Source organism: Methylobacterium sp. 1030 (assembly GCF_040544715.1).
In the GTDB taxonomy this organism is placed as follows: Bacteria; Pseudomonadota; Alphaproteobacteria; order Rhizobiales; family Beijerinckiaceae; genus Methylobacterium.
This window is the reverse complement of record NZ_JBEPKM010000004.1, coordinates 63,457-81,305: the sequence shown is the minus strand read 5'-3', so window position 1 is coordinate 81,305 and position 17,849 is coordinate 63,457. Positions and strand designations below refer to the sequence as shown.

Annotated in this window: 15 protein-coding genes and 2 pseudogenes; 7 read left to right on the top strand and 10 right to left on the bottom strand. The window is 70.6% G+C overall.

What is annotated here, in order from left to right; all coding sequences use genetic code 11:
* Nucleotides 1-68: 68 nt before the first annotated feature.
* Nucleotides 69-608: a L,D-transpeptidase family protein gene (locus ABIC30_RS06720; protein ID WP_234083320.1), complete on the top strand. Its 540-nt coding sequence runs from the start codon at nt 69-71 to the stop codon at nt 606-608.
* 60 nt (nt 609-668) lie between these two features.
* Here ABIC30_RS06720 and ABIC30_RS06715 read toward each other — a convergent pair whose 3' ends face one another.
* Nucleotides 669-1,622, bottom strand: a complete 954-nt coding sequence (locus ABIC30_RS06715; protein WP_020094934.1) for a LysR family transcriptional regulator — start codon at nt 1,620-1,622, stop codon at nt 669-671.
* Between the two features lie 95 nt (nt 1,623-1,717).
* Here ABIC30_RS06715 and ABIC30_RS06710 point away from each other — a divergent pair, with 95 nt between their 5' ends.
* From ABIC30_RS06710 to ABIC30_RS06695, 4 genes are all read left to right on the top strand, one after another.
* Complete coding sequence (locus ABIC30_RS06710) at nt 1,718-2,899, top strand: alanine racemase (RefSeq protein ID WP_020094935.1); 1,182 nt, start codon at nt 1,718-1,720, stop codon at nt 2,897-2,899.
* A 241-nt stretch (nt 2,900-3,140) separates the two neighbouring features.
* The gene (locus ABIC30_RS06705; RefSeq protein ID WP_354454501.1) at nt 3,141-3,782 is read left to right on the top strand and encodes an HAD-IA family hydrolase; all 642 of its coding nucleotides are present in this window, start codon (nt 3,141-3,143) and stop codon (nt 3,780-3,782) included.
* Between the two features lie 161 nt (nt 3,783-3,943).
* Nucleotides 3,944-5,062 (top strand): metallophosphoesterase, encoded by a 1,119-nt coding sequence (locus tag ABIC30_RS06700; RefSeq protein WP_020094937.1) that lies wholly within the window; start codon nt 3,944-3,946, stop codon nt 5,060-5,062.
* A 358-nt stretch (nt 5,063-5,420) separates the two neighbouring features.
* Nucleotides 5,421-6,917: a diguanylate cyclase domain-containing protein gene (locus ABIC30_RS06695; RefSeq protein ID WP_081636521.1), complete on the top strand. Its 1,497-nt coding sequence runs from the start codon at nt 5,421-5,423 to the stop codon at nt 6,915-6,917.
* Between the two features lie 75 nt (nt 6,918-6,992).
* Here ABIC30_RS06695 and ABIC30_RS06690 read toward each other — a convergent pair.
* The 9 genes and pseudogenes from ABIC30_RS06690 to ABIC30_RS06650 form a co-directional block, all read right to left on the bottom strand.
* A pseudogene (locus tag ABIC30_RS06690) lies at nt 6,993-7,158 on the bottom strand (IS5/IS1182 family transposase); the annotation flags it as partial.
* A 36-nt stretch (nt 7,159-7,194) separates the two neighbouring features.
* Nucleotides 7,195-9,132: an autotransporter family protein gene (locus ABIC30_RS06685; protein WP_354454498.1), complete on the bottom strand. Its 1,938-nt coding sequence runs from the start codon at nt 9,130-9,132 to the stop codon at nt 7,195-7,197.
* 48 nt (nt 9,133-9,180) lie between these two features.
* Nucleotides 9,181-10,128 carry a FecR family protein gene (locus ABIC30_RS06680; RefSeq protein ID WP_020095896.1) on the bottom strand — a complete coding sequence of 316 codons (948 nt, stop codon included), beginning with the start codon at nt 10,126-10,128 and terminating at the stop codon, nt 9,181-9,183.
* 72 nt (nt 10,129-10,200) lie between these two features.
* Nucleotides 10,201-10,710 carry an RNA polymerase sigma factor gene (locus ABIC30_RS06675; protein ID WP_042669387.1) on the bottom strand — a complete coding sequence of 170 codons (510 nt, stop codon included), beginning with the start codon at nt 10,708-10,710 and terminating at the stop codon, nt 10,201-10,203.
* 571 nt (nt 10,711-11,281) lie between these two features.
* Nucleotides 11,282-12,931: an ABC transporter ATP-binding protein gene (locus tag ABIC30_RS06670; protein ID WP_056524280.1), complete on the bottom strand. Its 1,650-nt coding sequence runs from the start codon at nt 12,929-12,931 to the stop codon at nt 11,282-11,284.
* Nucleotides 12,932-13,321: 390 nt separating this feature from the next.
* Nucleotides 13,322-13,636, bottom strand: a complete 315-nt coding sequence (locus ABIC30_RS06665) for a hypothetical protein (protein ID WP_020095892.1) — start codon at nt 13,634-13,636, stop codon at nt 13,322-13,324.
* Nucleotides 13,637-13,937: 301 nt separating this feature from the next.
* Nucleotides 13,938-14,759 carry a hypothetical protein gene (locus tag ABIC30_RS06660; protein WP_083916012.1) on the bottom strand — a complete coding sequence of 274 codons (822 nt, stop codon included), beginning with the start codon at nt 14,757-14,759 and terminating at the stop codon, nt 13,938-13,940.
* Between the two features lie 459 nt (nt 14,760-15,218).
* Nucleotides 15,219-15,359, bottom strand: a pseudogene (locus ABIC30_RS06655) (IS3 family transposase); the annotation flags it as partial.
* A gap of 57 nt (nt 15,360-15,416) precedes the next feature.
* Entirely contained in the window at nt 15,417-15,821 is a 405-nt protein-coding gene (locus tag ABIC30_RS06650) for a hypothetical protein (protein ID WP_026605351.1), read from the bottom strand.
* Nucleotides 15,822-16,012: 191 nt separating this feature from the next.
* On the opposite strand from ABIC30_RS06650, the gene ABIC30_RS06645 reads away from it, so the two are divergent.
* Nucleotides 16,013-16,237 carry an alpha/beta hydrolase family protein gene (locus ABIC30_RS06645; RefSeq protein WP_107353651.1) on the top strand — a complete coding sequence of 75 codons (225 nt, stop codon included), beginning with the start codon at nt 16,013-16,015 and terminating at the stop codon, nt 16,235-16,237.
* Between the two features lie 114 nt (nt 16,238-16,351).
* Nucleotides 16,352-17,809 carry an FAD-dependent monooxygenase gene (locus tag ABIC30_RS06640; protein WP_056524270.1) on the top strand — a complete coding sequence of 486 codons (1,458 nt, stop codon included), beginning with the start codon at nt 16,352-16,354 and terminating at the stop codon, nt 17,807-17,809.
* The last annotated feature ends 40 nt before the right edge of the window (nt 17,810-17,849 follow it).

Sequence of the window (17,849 nt, the reverse complement as noted above, 5' to 3'; positions counted from 1 at the left end):
GACCCTGACCGGCGGCGATCCGGGCCCGGTCGTTTGGCCGTGAAACGCCTGCCCCGTAGGATCGGCCGATGAGATGCCGCCACCTCGTCGGACCGATCCTCTGCGTCGCGCCGCTCGCCCTCCTCTTCGGGACGGCCGACGGTCCCGCGGGCTCCGCGGCCCCCGGCCTGGTGCCGCAGGCCGAGCGCGCGGATCTCGTCCGCGTGGAGAAGGCGCAGCGGCGCCTGACGCTGCTGCGCGGCGGACGCGTGCTGGCGGTCTACCGCGTCTCGCTGGGCTTCGCGCCGGTCGGCCCGAAGGCGATGGAGGGCGACGGCAGAACACCCGAGAGCCGCTACCGCATCGCGGGCAAGAACCCGGACAGCATCGCCCACCTCGCGCTGCGGATCTCCTATCCGGACGCCGCCGACCGCGCCGCGGCGTCCGCGGCCGGCGTGCCGCCCGGTGGGGACATCATGATCCACGGTCTGAGGAACGGGTTCTCCTGGGTCGGTCGCCTGCATCGTCTGATCGACTGGACGGATGGCTGCGTGGGCGTGACCAACGCCGAGGCCCGCGCGATCTACGCGCGGGTCGAGGTCGGCACGCCGATCGAGATCCGGAGCTGAGCGGGATCGGGCGTCGTCGGGCGGAGCGTTCGGGGCCGGACGGCGCGCGGCCGGGGCGCCTCAAGGCCCCGCATCCCCGGCGGCCGCGCCAGGACCCGCGGGCGGGCGCCACGGGAGCGGATCGAACGAGCGCCGGAGCGCCTCGAGGAACCGCTCCGTCCGGGCCGCGCGCGACCGCCGTTCCGAGCCGAGCAGGGCGACGACCGGCGCCGACGGCAGGGCGTAGCCTTCGAGCAGGCGCGCCAGCCGCCCCGCGCGCAGGTCGTCGGCGACATCCCATTCCGAGCGCACGATCACGCCGAGGCCCGCGAGGGCCCAGCCCCGCACCACGTCGCCGTCGTTGCTGACCAAGGCCGCATCCACCCTGACGCGGACCTCGGCGCCCTCCGCCGCGCGGAAGCGCCAGAGCGTCACGTCCTCGTCGTTCTCGCGCAGCGCGATGCAGGTGTGATCCCGCAGGTCGGCCGGCACGCGCGGGGCCGGATGCCGGGCCAGGTAGGCGGGCGCCGCGCAGAGGATCCGGTCGTTCGGCGCGAGGGCGCGCACGGTCAGGCTCGGGGTCGCCTCCCTGATCTCACCGACGTGGATCGCGAGGTCCCAGGTCTCGGACGGGATGCGGCCCAGGCGATCCGAGAGCAGCAGGTCGATCCGCACGCCCGGATGCCGCAGCCGGAACGCCGTCACGACCGGGGCCACGTAGCGGCGCCCGAAGCCGAGCGGGGCGACGACGCGCAGATGTCCGGTCACCGCGCCGACGCGCTCGGCCAGGGCGTCGGCGAGATCGTCGAAGGCGCCGAGGAGGTCGCGACCGCGCTCGGCCAGAAGCTCCCCCTCGTCGGTCAGCGTGAGGCCGCGGCCGGACCGGTCCACCAGATGGACCCGCAGCCGCTTCTCCAGGCTGCGCAGCCGCTGCGTCACGGCGGGGGGCGACACGTTCAGACTGCGCGCCGCGGCGGCCAGGGACGGGCTGGCCGCGACCGCGACGAAGAAGCGGAGATCGTCGGTGTCGAGCATTAAGGCCGACCTTAATCCAGAATGCCGAACAGATTAATGGCGTCTCGCGGTCCGGCATGATCTGTCACCCGGCAGCGAGACAGAGAGGCGTGGACATGCCGGAGACCGGAGTCGGGACGCAGGTGCCGTCAGCGGAGGCCGACGGGGCGTCGGGTCCTCTTCAGACACCGTGCCTTCTCCTGGACGAGGCGCGGCTGCGCGCGAACCTCGCGGGGCTGCGGGCGCACCTGGACCGGCTGGGCGTCGCCTTCCGGCCGCACCTGAAGACGGCGAAGTCGATCGACGTCGCCCGCCTGGCGATGACCGGTCCGGCCGGCCCGGCGATCGTCTCGACCCTGCGCGAGGCCGAGTACTTCGCCGAGGGCGGGGTCCGGGACATGATCTACGGCGTCGGCATCGCCCCGCAGAAGCTCGACCGCGTCGGAGCGGTCCGGCGCCGCTGGGGTGCGGACCTCGCCGTGGTGCTCGACTCGATCGAGCAGGCGGACGCGGTCGCCGCCTGGGCCGCGCGGACCGGCGACCGTCTACCGGTCCTGATCGAGGTCGACGCCGACGGGCATCGCTCCGGCGTGAAGCCGGCCGACGCGGCGCTGCTGGTGGCGATCGGGCGCGCGCTCGGCGCGGGGGCGGACCTGCGCGGCGTGCTGCTCCACGCCGGCGACAGCTACGGCCTCAGCGATCCCGAGGATCTCGCCGCGGCCGCGGAGGGCGAGCGCGCGGCGGCGGTGACGGCGGCCACCCTCCTGCGCGCGGCGGGCCTGCCGTGCCCGGTGGTGAGCGTCGGCTCGACCCCGACCGCGCGCTACGCCCGGAACCTCGACGGGATCACCGAGGTCCGTGCCGGCGTGTTCATGTTCGGCGACCTGTTCCAGGCCGGGGTCGGCTCCGTCGCGGTCGACGACATCGCGGTGAGCGTGCTCGCCACCGTGATCGGGCACCGCCGCGACAAGGGCTGGATCATCACCGATGCCGGCTGGATGGCGCTGTCGCGCGACCGGGGCACGGCCCGGCAGGCGGTCGATCAGGGCTACGGCGTGGTCTGCGACCGCGCCGGCCGCCCCTACCCGGACCTGATCGTCGCCGACGCCAACCAGGAGCACGGCATCCTCGCCCTGCGCCCGGGCTCCCGCGCCGCCCTCCCCGACCTGGCCCTCGGCGATCGTGTGCGCGTCCTGCCGAACCACGCCTGCGCGACGGGCGCCCAGTACGACCGCTACCACGTCCTCGACGCCGACGGGCGGGTCGCCGCCGTCTGGCCGCGCATCAATGGCTGGTAGGCGGCGCCGACCGTGACGTCGCGGATCGGGCGCCTCGCGAGCGCCCGGCGGCGCCGGACGCGGCGGGAGCCCGCCTGGACACCGCGAGGCGCGTGACCGCCGCCCTCCTCGGGGCGGCGCATGCCGCCCGCGCGCACTGACGCGCGCACTGACGCGCGCTCCGGGCCCGGTCGGCGCGGCCCGAGGCCCCCGGCACCGACGCCGCCCGATGCGGCGCCCGATACGGAAGGAGAAGCCCATCATGACAGCCCACCGGTTCGACGCCGTCCTGTTCGACCTCCTGACGGCCCTGCTCGACAGCTGGTCCCTGTGGGACTCGGTCGCCGGCAGCACGGAGGCCGGCCGCCGGTGGCGGGCCGAGTACCTGCGGATCACCTACCGGACGGGGGCGTACCAGCCCTACGAGGATCTCGTGGCGGAGGCCGCCGCGGCGGTGGGCCTGCCGCGCCGCCTCGCGGCGGACCTCGAGGATCGCTACAGCGAGCTCCGGCCCTGGCCCGGCGTGACGGAGACCCTGCAGGCGCTCGCGGCGCGCTCCGTGCGGCTCGGCGTCGTGACCAACTGCTCCGAACGTCTGGGTCGCATCGCCGCCGGCTGCCTGGGGGTCGAACTCGACGCGGTCGTCACGGCGGAGCGCGCCGGGTTCTACAAGCCCGATCCGCGTCCCTACCGGCTGGGACTGCAGGCCCTCGGGGTCGAGCCGGCGCGCTGCCTGTTCGTCGCGGGCTCGGCCTTCGACCTCGTGGGCACGGCGCAGGTGGGGCTGGCGACGTACTGGCACGACCGCGTGGGCATGGCGGCCCCGGACGGCGCGTCGCCCCCGCTGGCGCACGAGACCACCCTCGATCCGCTGCGCGCCTGGTTCGATCCGGGCGCGCGCTGACGCTGACCTTCTCCGGGCGCGGCGGGGGGAAGGCGGGGCGGGCGACGGGCCGGCAGAGGGCACCTCCCGACCCGCGCGAGGCGACCGCATGTGCCGCCGCGCACCGGGCGGCCCGGCGCGAGCTTTGCCTTTCGGCCGTCGCCCGGTCCATGTAGCCGCCCATGATCCGCCTCATCCCCAGCCTGCCCGCGGCCTACGTCATCGCGCGGGTGGTGTGGCCCCTGCCGGTGCCGCTCGCGCTCAGGCTCGGCCTCGCCGGGCTCCTCCTGGTCGCCTCCCAGTACCACCTGTGGAGCCGCCTCTCCTCCGGGTCGGTCTTCGCGCCCGAATTCCCGCGCCCGATCGTGATCCTGTTCAACTGGGCGTTCGGTGCGATCGCGCTGGCGGCGGTGATGCAGCTCGGCCTCGATGCCGTCGCGCTGATCTCGCTGGCTCTGCCCGGGGGCGGCTGGGCGATCCCGACCGCCTGGCGCATCGCGGTGGCCTCGACGGCCGCCGGCCTCTCGGCCGTCGCCGTGTGGCAGGCCGTGCGCGTGCCGCCCCTGAAAGACGTCCCGGTCGCGATCGCGGACCTGCCCCCCGGCCTCGACGGCTACACGATCCTGCACCTGACCGACCTGCATATCAGCCGCCTGTTCCCGGCCGCCTGGGCGCGGGCCGTCGTCGCGCGGGCCGACGCCCTCCAGGCCGACCTGATCGTCGTGACCGGCGACTTCATCGACGGTTCGCTGGAGGCCCGGCGAGACGACGTCGCGCCGCTGCGGGCCCTGCGCGCGCGCGACGGTGTCTGGGCCGTGCCCGGCAACCACGAGTACTTCTTCGACCACGATTCCTGGATGCGCCATCTCGCGGGCCTGGGGATCCGCGTCCTCGCCAACACCCACACGATCCTGAGGCGCGGGGGCGGCGCGCTGGTGCTGGCCGGCGTCACCGACCGCTCCGCGCCCGCCACGGGGCATCCGGGGCCCGACCTCGACGCGGCCCTGGCGGGCGCACCGCCGGGCGCGCCGATCGTTCTGCTGGATCACCAGCCGGCCAACGCCGCGCGGGCCGCGGCGCGCGGCGTGGCGCTCCAGCTCTCCGGCCACACCCACGGCGGCATGATCCGCGGCCTGGACCGGCTGGTGGCGCGCGGCAATTCCGGGTTCGTCTCGGGGGCGTACCGGGTCGGGGCCATGCGGCTCTACGTCAGCAACGGCACCGGGCTCTGGCCCGGCTTCGCCCTCCGGCTCGGGCGTCCGTCGGAGCTGACGCGGATCACCCTGCGGGCAGCCACCTGACGCGCGCGCGCCGCCGCGCGGCTTCTCGCACGGGTCAGCGATCCAGGCCCGGGAGGCCCCAGCGCCGGCCGAAGCCCGCATCGCCGGACACTCGGCTGTTTCCCCCGGGAGGGGCCATGTTCGTCGGAACGGCTACCCCGGGTCGCTGCCGGATCGCCCCCGCTCGGAAGCTGCCGGCCGGCTCGCGGGAGAAGAGCGGTGAGAGCGGCCCCTGCGCGCGTGCCGGACAGCGCCAGTCCCAGGACGAAGCCGGGCCTCGACGAAAGGTCAGGCCATCGCACCCTCGATTAAACCTTCTCGTCGTATCCCCCGGATACCATCTTGGCTCCGGCGAGGTCGAACAGTGCTGCAGGGGACCATATCGAATACCCAGCGCGAGGCACTCCGCCAGCAGGCGCTGGCCGAGATCGCCCTCCTCGACACGCCGCCGGAGCGCGAGTTCGATGCACTCGCCAAGCTCGCGCAGCGCATGCTCGGCACCGGCATGTCCTCGATCACCCTGATCGACCCGGAGCGCCAGTGGTTCAAGGCGCGTTGCGGTCCCTTGGCGGCCGAGACGCCGCGTGCCCAGGCGTTCTGCCCCGTCGTGTTCGAGACGGAGGCTCCGCTGATCGTGGCGGATGCCAGCCTCGACCCTCGCTTCGTGGCCAGCCCCTTCGTCACGAACGCCCCGTACATCCGCTACTACGCGGGCGTGCCGGTCCGCGTCCGGCAAGCCGACGGCGACAAGATCACGATCGGCACGCTCTGCGTCCTCGACGAACAGCCCCGCGAGCCGACGACGACAGACCTGGAGGTGCTCGAAGAGCTGGCCTGCATCGCGGAGGCCCTGATCGAGGCGCGCGCCGTGGCCCTGCGCGCAGCCGAGGCTGCCGAAGAGCGCCGGATGGCCGTCGAGGGCCTGGAGCGTGAGCGCCGCCAGTTCAAGCAGGCGGAGCGCATGGCCGAGATGGGCTCGTACCGCTACGATATCGAGACGCGGTCGACCTCCTGGTCGGACGGCGTCTTCGTCATTCACGAGCTGCCCGTCAGCGGCGGTGTGCCGATTGGCGCGATCATGAACTTCTTTCCCGAGCCCGATCGCGCCCTCTTCCGCGCGGCCGTCAGGCGCGTGCTGGACACGGGCGAGCCGTTCGAGATGGACGCCGATTTCGTGACCGCCAAGGGCAATGCCCGGCGCGTGCGGTGCTCCTGCGAGATCGAATTGGTCAAGGGTAAGCCCGTCGCCCTCATCGGCCTGATCCAGGACATCACCGAACGGCACAGCTTGGAGCAGCGTCTTCGCCATCAGGCGCGCACCGATGACCTGACGCAACTCGCCAACCGAGCCGAATTCCACCGCGCGCTCGACGCGCGGCTGCGCGAGGCGCGCGCTTCCGACGACGATGTGGCTGTCCTCCTGATCGACCTCGACGGCTTCAAGGGCGTGAACGATCGCCTCGGGCACGCGGCCGGCGACGAGGTTCTGCGTTGCGTAGCCGAGCGGTTGCGCGCGCCCTGCTACGCCGGTTGCTTCCCGGCACGGTTGGGGGGCGACGAGTTCGCGATCCTGGTGCCTGCCGGCTGCGATGGCGCGGGCGTGCAGGCGATGGTGCGGCGCCTCCTGCACGACCTCGAGATGGTCGTGAAAGGGCAGGGTCAGATCGCGCGGGTGACGGGAACGATCGGCCTCGCGCGGTCACGAGAGGCCGGACAGGACCGCGACGTGCTGCTGCGCCACGCCGACGCGGCCCTCTACGCCGCGAAGCGTAAGCAGAAGGGGACGGCTGAAACCTACTCGGCCGCGACGGATCCGACTGCCACGCCGGTTCGCGGCGCGTCCGCTCTCGAGTTGGCTCCTCACCGACGCCTCTGACGCGGAGTCGGCCACACGACCCTCTGGCCCGGGTCCGGCGGACGAGGGCGCGGACGGGATGGGCGAAGGCGCGCGGAGATCGTCGCGCCGCCCGGAGCGGATGGCGAGGCGGCGGAAGCGCGCCGACCACGCCGGCGTGCGCGACGATCCAGCGGTGGCGTCCGAGATCCTCGCTGCCCTCGCCGCCGCGCCGTGCGATGCGCGGCGTGATGCTGCGGGATCGGCACGGGTGCCGGGAGCGACCCGGCCGCGACGAGGAGCGTGGCTCAAGAGGCCGTCACCACGCGGCTTGGAGGCCGGCGGTGAACACCTGGGCGGTGGCGCCCGGGCGGACGTCGCCGGTATAGCCCACCGACAGCCGCACGCCCTCGGCGACCGCCCCCGTCAGGCTCACCCCCAGAACCGCGCCGTCCCGGCCCAGCGCGCTCGTCCGACCCGCGAACCCCGCCCCGAACAGGCTCGAGCGGATCAAAGCCGCCGTGTCGGCCAGCTCGTGCGCCCAGTACGCCCGACCCTCCAGCCGCAGGTCCGGAATGCCCGCCAACGCCCAACTCGTCACCCGCCCGCCGACCAGGCTGCGCGCCGCGTCGAGGTCGGCCACCGCGAAGCCCTGCCCGCCGAAGCCCTGCCCGACCAGACCGCCCCGCTCGGACACACGGCCCCGCGTCAGCCGGTCGTAGCTGAAGCCCACCTCCGGCACGACCTCGACCGGCAGGCCGGTCGCCAGCGCGTACCCGGCAAAGCCCGACACCCCGCCGTTCCAGCCCGACGACACCCCGCTCGCCTGCGACACCGCCGCGCCCAGCGCCACCGTCCGGTCCACCCGGCCGTCCGCGTACGACACCCCCGCCGTGCCCCGCAGCACCACGGCGCCGAGCCGCGTGCTCGCGTAGAGCGTGCCGCCGTAGCTGTCAGTGGTGAACCGCCCCAGCCCCGCGCCCCGCGACGTGCCGCCCGCGCGCAGGTAGCTGAACGCACCGCCGACCTGCGTGTCCGCCCCGACCTGACGGTCGACGCCCATCAGCAGCCCGCCCGCGTCGAACCCGGCGCCCGTGGCCGCCCGGTCGCCGGCGCGCGCGCCGAACCCGTACAGCGCGTCGGCCCAGACCCGGCCCTCGCCCACCCCAAGCGGCGCCGCCGCCGCCCCGGCGCCGCCGCGCACCTGCAGCGCCGTGCGGTTCGGGCCCGGGCCCGGATCGCCCGCGCTGAACGCGCCCGCGCCCCCGCCCAGCCCGCGCTGGTGCCGGTCGATCGTGTCGGAGAGCAGACGGCGCGCGGCGAGGTCGGTCATCACCGCGTCGCCGTAGCTCTGGCCCGACAGGCTCGCCAGGCCGCCCGGCAGCGTCGCCGGGCCGGCCGCGTAGAGCGGGTCGAACACCCGCGCCCGCGCCGCGTCCGGCCGCGTGCCGGCGGCCGGGCGGGCGAGGTCGAGGGCCGCGCCCACGGCCCGGGCGTTGCCGGTCTGGGCGAGGCCGAGGCCGGCGAGGCTGCCGTAGGCGGCCGGCGTGACCACGAGGTCGAGGCCGGTGGCGGCGTAGAGCGCGTCGAGGCGCGTGGCCGCCGGCAGGCCCGCCGCCGGCTGGGCGAGCCCGCTGAACGAGCCCGACAGCCCGGCCTGCGCTGTCAGCACGCCGAAGCGCTGGCCGAGCGCGGGGGTGAAGCTGTTCGTGGCGTTGCCGGTGATGCCGCGCAGTTCCGGCACCAGGGTGCCGTTGGCCGAGACCGTACCGGTCGGGCCGAGCGCCAGGAGGCGGGCGTAGCTGCCCGCGCCGGTGCCGGTGCCCGGTCCGTCGATGTCGAGGCCGAGGCTGCTGCCGGGGGCGAACGCCACCGCGCCGAGCACGGTGAGCGTGCCGGGGGAGTTGCCCGGCCGCAGGGCGCCCGCGACCGTGACCGGGGCCGCGACGGTGCCGATGCCGCGCAGGGTGCCGGTGGCCGCGACCGTGACCGGCGAGGTCCAGAGGCCGTTGAGGGAGAGCGTGCCGGCCTGGATTGTGGTCGGGCCGGAGAAGAGGCCGGGGCCGGTGAGCAGGAGCGTGCCGGGGCCGGCCTTGGTCAGGCTGGTCGGGCTCGCGGTCTCCAGGATGGCGCCGGCATAGGTGGAGGCGGCCGCACTGGAGACCGTGAGGGCGCCGTTGCCCAGGACGGCGGAGGCCGGGCCGGCGAGGTCGGTGAGCGTGAGGGCGGTGCCGTGGCCCTCACGGACAAACGACAATCGAGGCGCGAAACTCCTGACCTCCCCGCGTCGGTTTTTTTCGCCTCGTCAGGCCGGCGGCCTGACGAGGACGAGGTACGGAGTCAGGCGCGTGACGCGCAGGCTCATCGTCGCGGCCAGAACGTCGAGCGCGTCGTCGGTGTCGCGGATGTCGAGCGTCCCGCTGAAGCGCTGCGCGCCGAGCCCCGAACCGAGCAGGACGATGCGCCCGCGCCGATAGCGGTTCAGGTCGGCCACGACCGCGGCGAGGGGCTGCCCCGTGACGACGAGCTTGCCCTCCCGCCACGTCGTGGCGCGCCCCACATCGCCGCGCTCGACCGTCAGATGGCCGTCGGCGCTCCGGAGGGCGACCTCGCCGGCTCCGATGGTCACGGCGCCCGCGGTCGTCGACGCGTCCACGCGCCCCTCCGCCACGCCGACCGGTTCGGCGTCCCCGCCGGCCCGGACGAAGAAGCGCGTCCCCACAGCGCGCACCCGCAACCCGCCGCCGTAGACCACGAAGGGTCGGGCGCTGTCGGGCACGACATCGAACACCGCCTCGCCGCGCAGCAGGTGGACGTCGCGCGCGGCGGCCGTGAAGTGCAGGACGAGCGCGGTGTCGGTGTTGAGGGCGGCGCGGCTGCCGTCGGGGAGCCGCGCCGTCTCGATGTCCCCGATCCCGGTCCAGACGTCGGCGCGGACACGGTCGAGGATCCCGCTCTCGTAGGTGATGAATCCGGACAGGCCCAGCGCTGCCGCGAGACCGACGAGGCGCGTCGGCGGCGGCCGCCTGCGCCGGCGCGTATCGGGCACGCGCCCGGCGATGCCCCGCCACGCCTCCATCTCCGCGTAGGCCTCGGCATGGGCCGGGTCGGCGGCGCGCCAGGTCTCGAAGGCTGCCCGGTCGGCGTCGGTCGCGTCGGGGGAGGACAGGCGAACCACCCAGAACGCGGCCCGCGCGTAGATCGGGTCGTCGGCGGCCTCGTCGTCGCCCGCGGGCTTGCGCTCCTCCTCCATGTCGACCCGCTGCCCGCTCCGCCCGTCCGACCTATGAAGACCATCGAGGCCGCGAACTCCTGACGTGCCCGATCAGAAAAACTCGTGACACGCGCGACGAATGTGCAGCAGCGCCGTGATGAGGTGCTTCTCGACCATGTTGCGGCTGACGCCGAGACGGACGGCGACCTCCCAGTTCGAGAGGCCCTCGACGGTGCTGAGCAGGAACGCCTCCCGGCAGCGCGGCGGCAGCCCGTCGATCGTTGCCGCCACGAGGCGCAGCTGCTCGCGGGCGATCACCTGCGTCTCGGTCTGGGCGTGCCCGTCCACGACGCTCGACAGTTCGAGATCGGTCATGGATCGGAAGAGGCGCGCTTCGAACCGGCGGCGCTTGCCGAGATTGGCGGCGACGTTGCGCGCGAGGTGGAACAGGAAGAGGCGCGGATGCTCCAAGTCGGTGGTCGTGAGTGCTTTGACGAGGCGAAGATACGTCTCCTGCGCGGCGTCGGCTGCGTCGGCAGGGTTCCCGAGTTTGCGAAGAAGGAACCGCTGGAGGTTCAGGTTCTCACTGCGATGTAGGGCATCCAATGATACCGCCGCCATAACTCCAATCCTCAGGTGCCTCGCCGACGCACACGAGCGCGCGGCGCCGGCCGATTAGACTGTCACGCCGAGGATAGACGCAAGCGTTCTGAACGCTTTTAGCCGATCTAAACTGATGCATCTGCTCTCAGCCAAACGCTTGTTCGGCCGCTACGAAACAGCGATGCGAATGCGGGGCCTTGAACTGGAATAGTTCTAGTAGAACGGCTGTTTTCCATGTTCTGTTGCAAATCTGCGGCATGGATCGGGGCATGCCGGTGGCGTTCTGGGACCCGGCTTCGCGCCGTTCGTGGTCGAGACGCGCTCAGCGTCCCGGGGCGGCCTTCCGTCAGACGTCGAACGCCCACGTCCTCGACATGGTGCTCGAACCCGGCCGATCGCGGAGCCGCCCGTTCCGGCCACGAACCTTCGCCTCGCAACGCGGCCTGCACTCTGGCGCTGCGAGGGTCGGAAAAGGGTCGGACTTGGTCCGTGCGGCTATATATCCGCTTCGCTACATCTGCCGTCCCACAGCAAAAATGGCGGCATTCCACCCGGAGCCGCCCTTCGGCTGTCGGCCCATCTCAGACGGCTACGCCCGTGGTGGGGACGCCGACAGGCGGACGTTCTGATCTCCTGGCCGTATCATGGAGGTGCGGTGCGTGACCGCGATGATGGTCAACCCGTCAACAAGGTCACGTAAGCCGTCCATGATGTGCCGCTCGGTCTCGTCGTCGAGGGCCGAACTGGCTTCGTCCAGAACGAGAATCGCCGGTTCGCCGTAGAGCGCCCGCGCGATGGCGATGCGTTGCCGTTCACCGCCCGACAGCTTGAGGCCCCGTTCGCCCACGACGGTCTCAAACCCTTCCGGCATGGCCTCGATGCGCGTGAGGATGGAGGCCTGCGCGGAGGCCCGGCGGAGGCGCTCCGCGTCGAACGGACGGCCCAGCACGATGTTGGCCGACAGCGTATCGTTGAGCAGTGTCACCTCTTGCGGCACGACGCCGACATGGTTGAACCAATCATCGCTCGCGATGCGAGTCAGGTCGGTTCCGTCGGCGAAGATGTGGCCGCCGCTCGGTTGCAACCCCTTCAACAGCAGGCGAACGACGGTTGATTTGCCTGCACCGGTCTCACCCGTAAGGAAGGTCGGCGTGCCGCGGCGAGCGACGAAGGAGAGGTCGGCAACGCCACGACCATTGGCGTAGCGAAAGCTGACGTTCTCGAAAGCGACGATGCCGAGGGACGGCCGGTAGGGCAGCGGATCGGCGGGCTCGAGTTCTTCCGGTGCTCTCCACATCATCGCTAAGGGCCGGAAGCGGGCCGCTGCTTCGACCGACTCCTTGATGGCCATGCCGACCATGTGGAACGGCTCATTCAACTGGATCAGCAACGTGTTGAAGAGCACGATGCCGCCGATCGAGATCAGGCCGCCCTCGAACCGGGGGACGAGGATCAGGAACGTGACCGTCAACTGCAAGGCTGCAGCGATGCCCAGAAGCCCACAGAAGGCGCTGCTCACCAGCGCGTAGCGCCGCAAATTCGCGAAGGCATCACCCGCGCTGGCAGTAAAGCGCTCGGTGATCCATCGTTCGCCGCGTGTCTGGCGCAGGGTGTCGATGACGGCGATGGCGTTGCCGACCAAGCGCGCATTGGCCTGACTTTGATTCATCGCCTCATTGAGAGCGGGTTTGACTTTGCCGATACGCGTGTAGTCGAGCGCGATCACGACCACGCCGTAGATGAATATGATCAGGGCTATGTCCCAGCTGACGAGGTTGCCGAGGACTAGGACGCTGAAGGCGATCTGGACGCATCCAGGGAGCAAGCCTCCGAGCCCGAGCTGGGTGATGAGGTTCAGCGTCTGGGTTCCCTGCTGACGGGCAGTCCCGATCTCCGCGGCGTTGTGCTCCAGGAAGAAGGCTGGCGTCTTGTGTAGGAGGCGCGCAAAGAAGGCCGTATTTGCAATGAACGATAGACGCTCCGCGCAAAGCACGATCAGGAACCGTGATCCAATGCCCAGAGCTTTCGCGCATCCGAACAGGAACGCGTAGGACATGAGGAGCGGGAGCGCGTCGGACCGCACTTGTCCGCGGGCCAGATCGTCGACGGCGCGTGAGAAAAGGTACGGAGCCGAGATCGAGGCCAATGCACCGAGCAAACTGGCCGAGATCACCGCGATGGTCGTCAGGCGGGCGTCACGCCAGTAGGCTCGCAGCAACGCGTTCAGAATCGATATCATTCGAAATTGCCAGGGAAAATCCTGAGGGCGATTTTCGAATCCCTCGCAAGCTTGAGGAATGCAAGATTTTTCGCGGCAATCCGCGACTGGATCTGTCCGCCGCGATGCATCCGCCGTCCGGGAGAGGACGGGCAAGAAGCCAACTATCCCGAATATTTGCCCTGTTCTGCCCTATGACCGGATGACGAACGAATATCCGATATCAACACGCTGCATGTCCAGCGCGGGATACATCACATACTGCCATGCCAATCGATTATCCCTCACGCAATCCGGAAATTCGACCTGCTCCGATCCAAGCATCAATACAAGTTCTATTTTACGGAAAACCGGAATGAACCAATAGGACCTGAGTACGAGAGCACCGCTTGACGCAGATCTGCACGCGATTCAATTGGGTTTCCCATCTTCCGCGATGTCCGCCGTGAGCGGGCCGGCGGCCATTTCCTCGATGTGTTCAATCGCGGCTTTCAGACTTATGAACGCGCCCAGCGGGCCGCGCAGGTGTACGACTATCTTTCGCCGACTGATCGGGGTGCCGTCCGCGCTGGGCTCGGAGAGCATCATCTCGAGAGCGAGGCGACCGACGCCTCCTCCGACGCCATGCGTCGATGTGGCTTCGAAGTAGATGACGGGAGCTTCGAGAGTACCTTCGACCTCACTGGGGACGATCGGAACGGAGCTGATCTTGGGACGGCTGGTCAACGGTGTGTCTCCGGTGTTGGCCGCGTCGAGGGTGCAACCGGCCACATTGAGCACGCCATGCGGGCGTGCGCCTTCGCCGATGTCCTTCCATCGCTGCCTGTTCGACCTCCTCTGTCGCGTGCCAACGGTCGCCCGACAGAGCCACGATGCGCCCCTATTCAAAAGTGTCGGGACGATCACCGTCTCCCTGAGAGAGCGAACAGAGGACGAGCGTCACCTGGATCGAGAGGCGGACCGTCGATCCTGAGCAGCAAATGCTCCGGCGATGGCACCGCCCCACCCTCGACTTCGAGAGTTCCGCTCACGGGATGACAAAGGGATCCTCGAAGCCGTCGGGATACGTCGAGCAGGCCGGGGCGTCATTGAGCTTCCGACACGGCCATTGCGATCGGGCAATTCGATCGACGAGCTCGAAACGAGAACCGGTCCAGTGGACGAAGCCGAAGTGGGCCCAAGGGCCCGCGGCCTTCGGATCGTCCTTCTCGAGTGGTGGCGAGTCAGGATCGAATTCCATGATCCAGCGCATGGTGGGCGCATAAGGCAGCTTGTCGTCGAGCAGAAACAGGACGCTGCCGCCGTACTTCGTCTGACGCACGCGGTCGTCGAAGCTCAGGACCGGATCCGCCGGCAGCACGTCCGCACTGACATCCCGCAAGGCGCCGTCGGCAGCGAACCGAAAAGCCTTCCGACCCATGCCGTTGCGGCAATCCAACCCCGCCTCACCCTCGTCGCATCGTACGGGCCAGATCAGGTACACGGTGTCTCGGGGGTCCGCTCCCTCGAAGCTGCGGACCATGAACGCGCCGGCCCCCAGCGTGAAGTCAGGACGGCGCCCGAAGCCGGGAGCCGCCAGATAAAAAGCTTTGCGCAGATCCTCACGGCGCGTGTCACGTTCGAGGTCGAACGCTCGGACAGGGAGGGCCAAGACAGCGTGTGCCACATGCTCAGGAGCCGGGCCGAAGCAGTAATCGTCGAAATGAAGCCCGAGGAACGAGGTCCCTCCGCCCGCGTCGTGGGGCTTGCAGATCGCCCCCATGGTCCGCCCAACCTCGAGGGGCATCCACGGACTTGGCATGATCGCCGGGACCCGAGGAAAGACGGGCTCGGCGTCAAACAGCTTCATGGCCGCGGGACGCACGATGGCCCCACGTGCGTCACCCAGTCCCGGAGCATGCCCTCGCGCGCACCCAATGCTGTAACATCCGACCAGTGATGCGGCCACAAAGAGACGGGATAAGGATTTCATCCGACGACCTTGTCGCACGTCCGCGAATAGGCGATGTCACCAGCTATGGTTCAGCAGGAACTCGGCCCTGTATGGTAGTCAAAAGTTAGGTTTGTTCGTTGCCGCAAGCCACCAGCGTTCCCGCTCTGACTTCGGCAATCGTCGCAGACCCGTCGGACAAACCCGAGTCCGCTCAGCGCAAGCGCCTTTGTTCTTGTACGCCGCATAACAGGCGTCGTCACGCCACGGCGATGAGCTAGTCCGCTGGACAAGCCCATCGAGGTCTATGGTTTTGCGGGCCTGCGCCGTCACCCGCAGTAAACCGCGGCGGCTTTCCCGGAGCCTGTCCGGTTCGGGTCAGGCGGCCAAGGCTCGGACCTCGGCTTCGGCAGAAGCGGCGGGTTTCCGTCTCGGCGGAGGCAGCGTGCCGATCGGTTGGAGCGGCCGCCGGTGGTTGAACCAGTCGACCCATTCGAGGGTGGCGTACTCGACCGCCTCGAACGAGCGCTCAAGATCTCACGCCGCAGCGTCCATCGCGCCCTACAGGACGCAGCATCACCGGAATCGCTCGGGCCGTCCCCGCCCCTCGAATGACTGGTCGGGCCGCTCGCGCCCCTCGTGTGACTGTACCATGGGGCTCCAGAAGCCATCCGGCGACCAACTGTGCGGCTGCACGGGAACATGCCCGCCGTCCCAGTTGCGAGGCCTCATGTCAGCGATCAGCCTCGACCCAGTCTCGTAGCGGTACATCTCACGGTGGTCGCCATCGGCGCGGCGTCGCACCGCGCTCAAGTCCGTGGTGATGTCGATGGGAGCCTTCTTCTGGGAAGCGCTGCGCGGCGCGCGCTTCGCGGTCACGGGCTTCGCATCGAAATAGTCACGGTAATCCCCGTACGACTCGACCGCCATCGCGCCGACCGTCGATCCGAGAAGTATGGCGGCTGCGAGCAACGTCTTCACTATCCCACACCTTCTGCAAGCACGGTGGCGTCTAGCAGATCCGCGTTTACGTCGGCCCGCCGAACTGTGTAGGATTGTAGGCGATCTTCCAGAGATTGCCGTGACGTGCAGCACAGGCCGGATGCCGTTCAGGCCGCACGAAGGCGCGGCTCTCCAGCTCTCACGCGGCTCCTGATTTTGCTCCGCCGCGCATCCCGATCTTCCTGGCGCAGGGCAGCACGGACAACCGCGTGCCGCCGCGGGTGACCGAGGAGTATCGCGCGCGGCTGTGCCGAGCCGGCAGCCGGGTCGCGTTCGACCGCGTGCCTGGCGTGGGACATCTGTCGATGGCCAAGGACGCTGCGCCGGCGGCCCTCGACCGGATCGGTGACCGCTCCGCCGGCGTGCGGGCACCGAGCGAGTGCGGCGAGCCTTGACCACCGGACGGCGCCCTTTAGGGTCGGGTCTCTCCGCTGGGCGAATTCGAGACTGAGGTGGTACCGCCTCAGGATACGCGACCGAGCGAGCCACGTGGCGCGGGAGGCGGGTCCATGACGGACATTCTCATCGTCGGCGCGGGGCCGGTCGGTCTGACCATGGCGGCGGAGCTGGCCCGCTACGGCGTCGGAGTGCGCCTGATCGACCGCGCCCCGCACGCCACGGAGACCTCGAAGGCCCTCGTGGTCTGGTCGCGCACCCTCGAACTCATGGATCGCATGGGTTGCACGCGAGCCTTCCTGGATGCGGGACTGCGCGCTCCCGGTGCCTCGATCCGCAGCGGCGGCAAGGTGCTCGGCAGCCCGCGCCTGGAAGGCGTGGCGAGCGCGTACAACTTCGCCTTGATGATCCCACAATGCGAGACGGAGCGCCTTCTCACCGCGCAGCTGGGCGCCTTCGGCGTCGAGATCGAGCGTCAGGTCGAGCTGGTCGACTTCGCCGAGACGGCCGACGGCATCGACGCGCACGTGCGACACGCCGACGGGCGCGAGGAGACGGTGAGGACGCCGTGGCTGATCGGCTGCGACGGTGCTCACAGCACGGTCCGGCACAAACTCGGCATCCCGTTCTCCGGCTCGGCGCAGGGGGACGACTGGCTGCTCGCCGACGTGCGCCTCGAGGGGCCCGCAGCACCGCCGGCGGACGAGATCGCGACCTACCTGCACCGTGACGGCCCCTTCGTCGTCTTCCCGATCCCGGGCGGTCGGGCGCGCGTCATCGCGACGGTGGGCAAGGCGGATGCGGCGCACCCGCGGCCGGAGCCCACCCTCGACGACGTGCAAGCCCTCGTCGATCAGCGCGCCGGCGGCGGCTTCCGCGTGTCTGACCCGGTCTGGTTGACGCACTTCCGCATCAACGAGCGCAAGGTCGCGGATTACCGGCGCGGGCGCGCCTTTCTCGCCGGCGATGCGGCGCACATCCACAGTCCCGCAGGCGGACAGGGGATGAACACCGGTATGCAGGACGCGGTGAACCTCGCCTGGAAGCTGGCGATGGTGGTGCGCGGTCAAGCGAGCGCGTCCCTGCTCGACAGCTACAGCCCAGAGCGCAGCGCGGTCGGGGAGCTGGTCCTGCGCAACGCGACCCGGCTGACCGACATGGCGACGCTGTCGAACCCGGCGGCGCAGACGGCGCGCAACCTCGCGCTGCGCTTCCTGCTCGGCCTCCATGTCGTCCGCGACCGGATGGCGACGCAGCTGAGCGAGATCGAGATCGCCTATGCCGACAGCCCGCTCTCCCTCGGACACGGCGCCGGAGCGCGTTGGGAGCCTGCTGCCTACGCGGGACCGCCCCCGGGCGCCGGCAGCGAGCCGCGCTTCGTCCTCTATGCGGCGGACGCGACGCGTGGGGCTGAACTGATCGAGCGCTTCCCCGGCCTGCTCGAACCGACGCGTCGGTCGCTGCCGAGCGGTTCCGACCTCATCGTTGTCCGACCCGACGGCTATATCGGTCTGGCTGCGAGGGACGGCGCGTGGGAGACCGCCGAGCAGTATCTGCGAGCCCTCGCGTAAGGTCCGAGCACCACCTGCTCCGCGCTCGTCTTCTGACCTC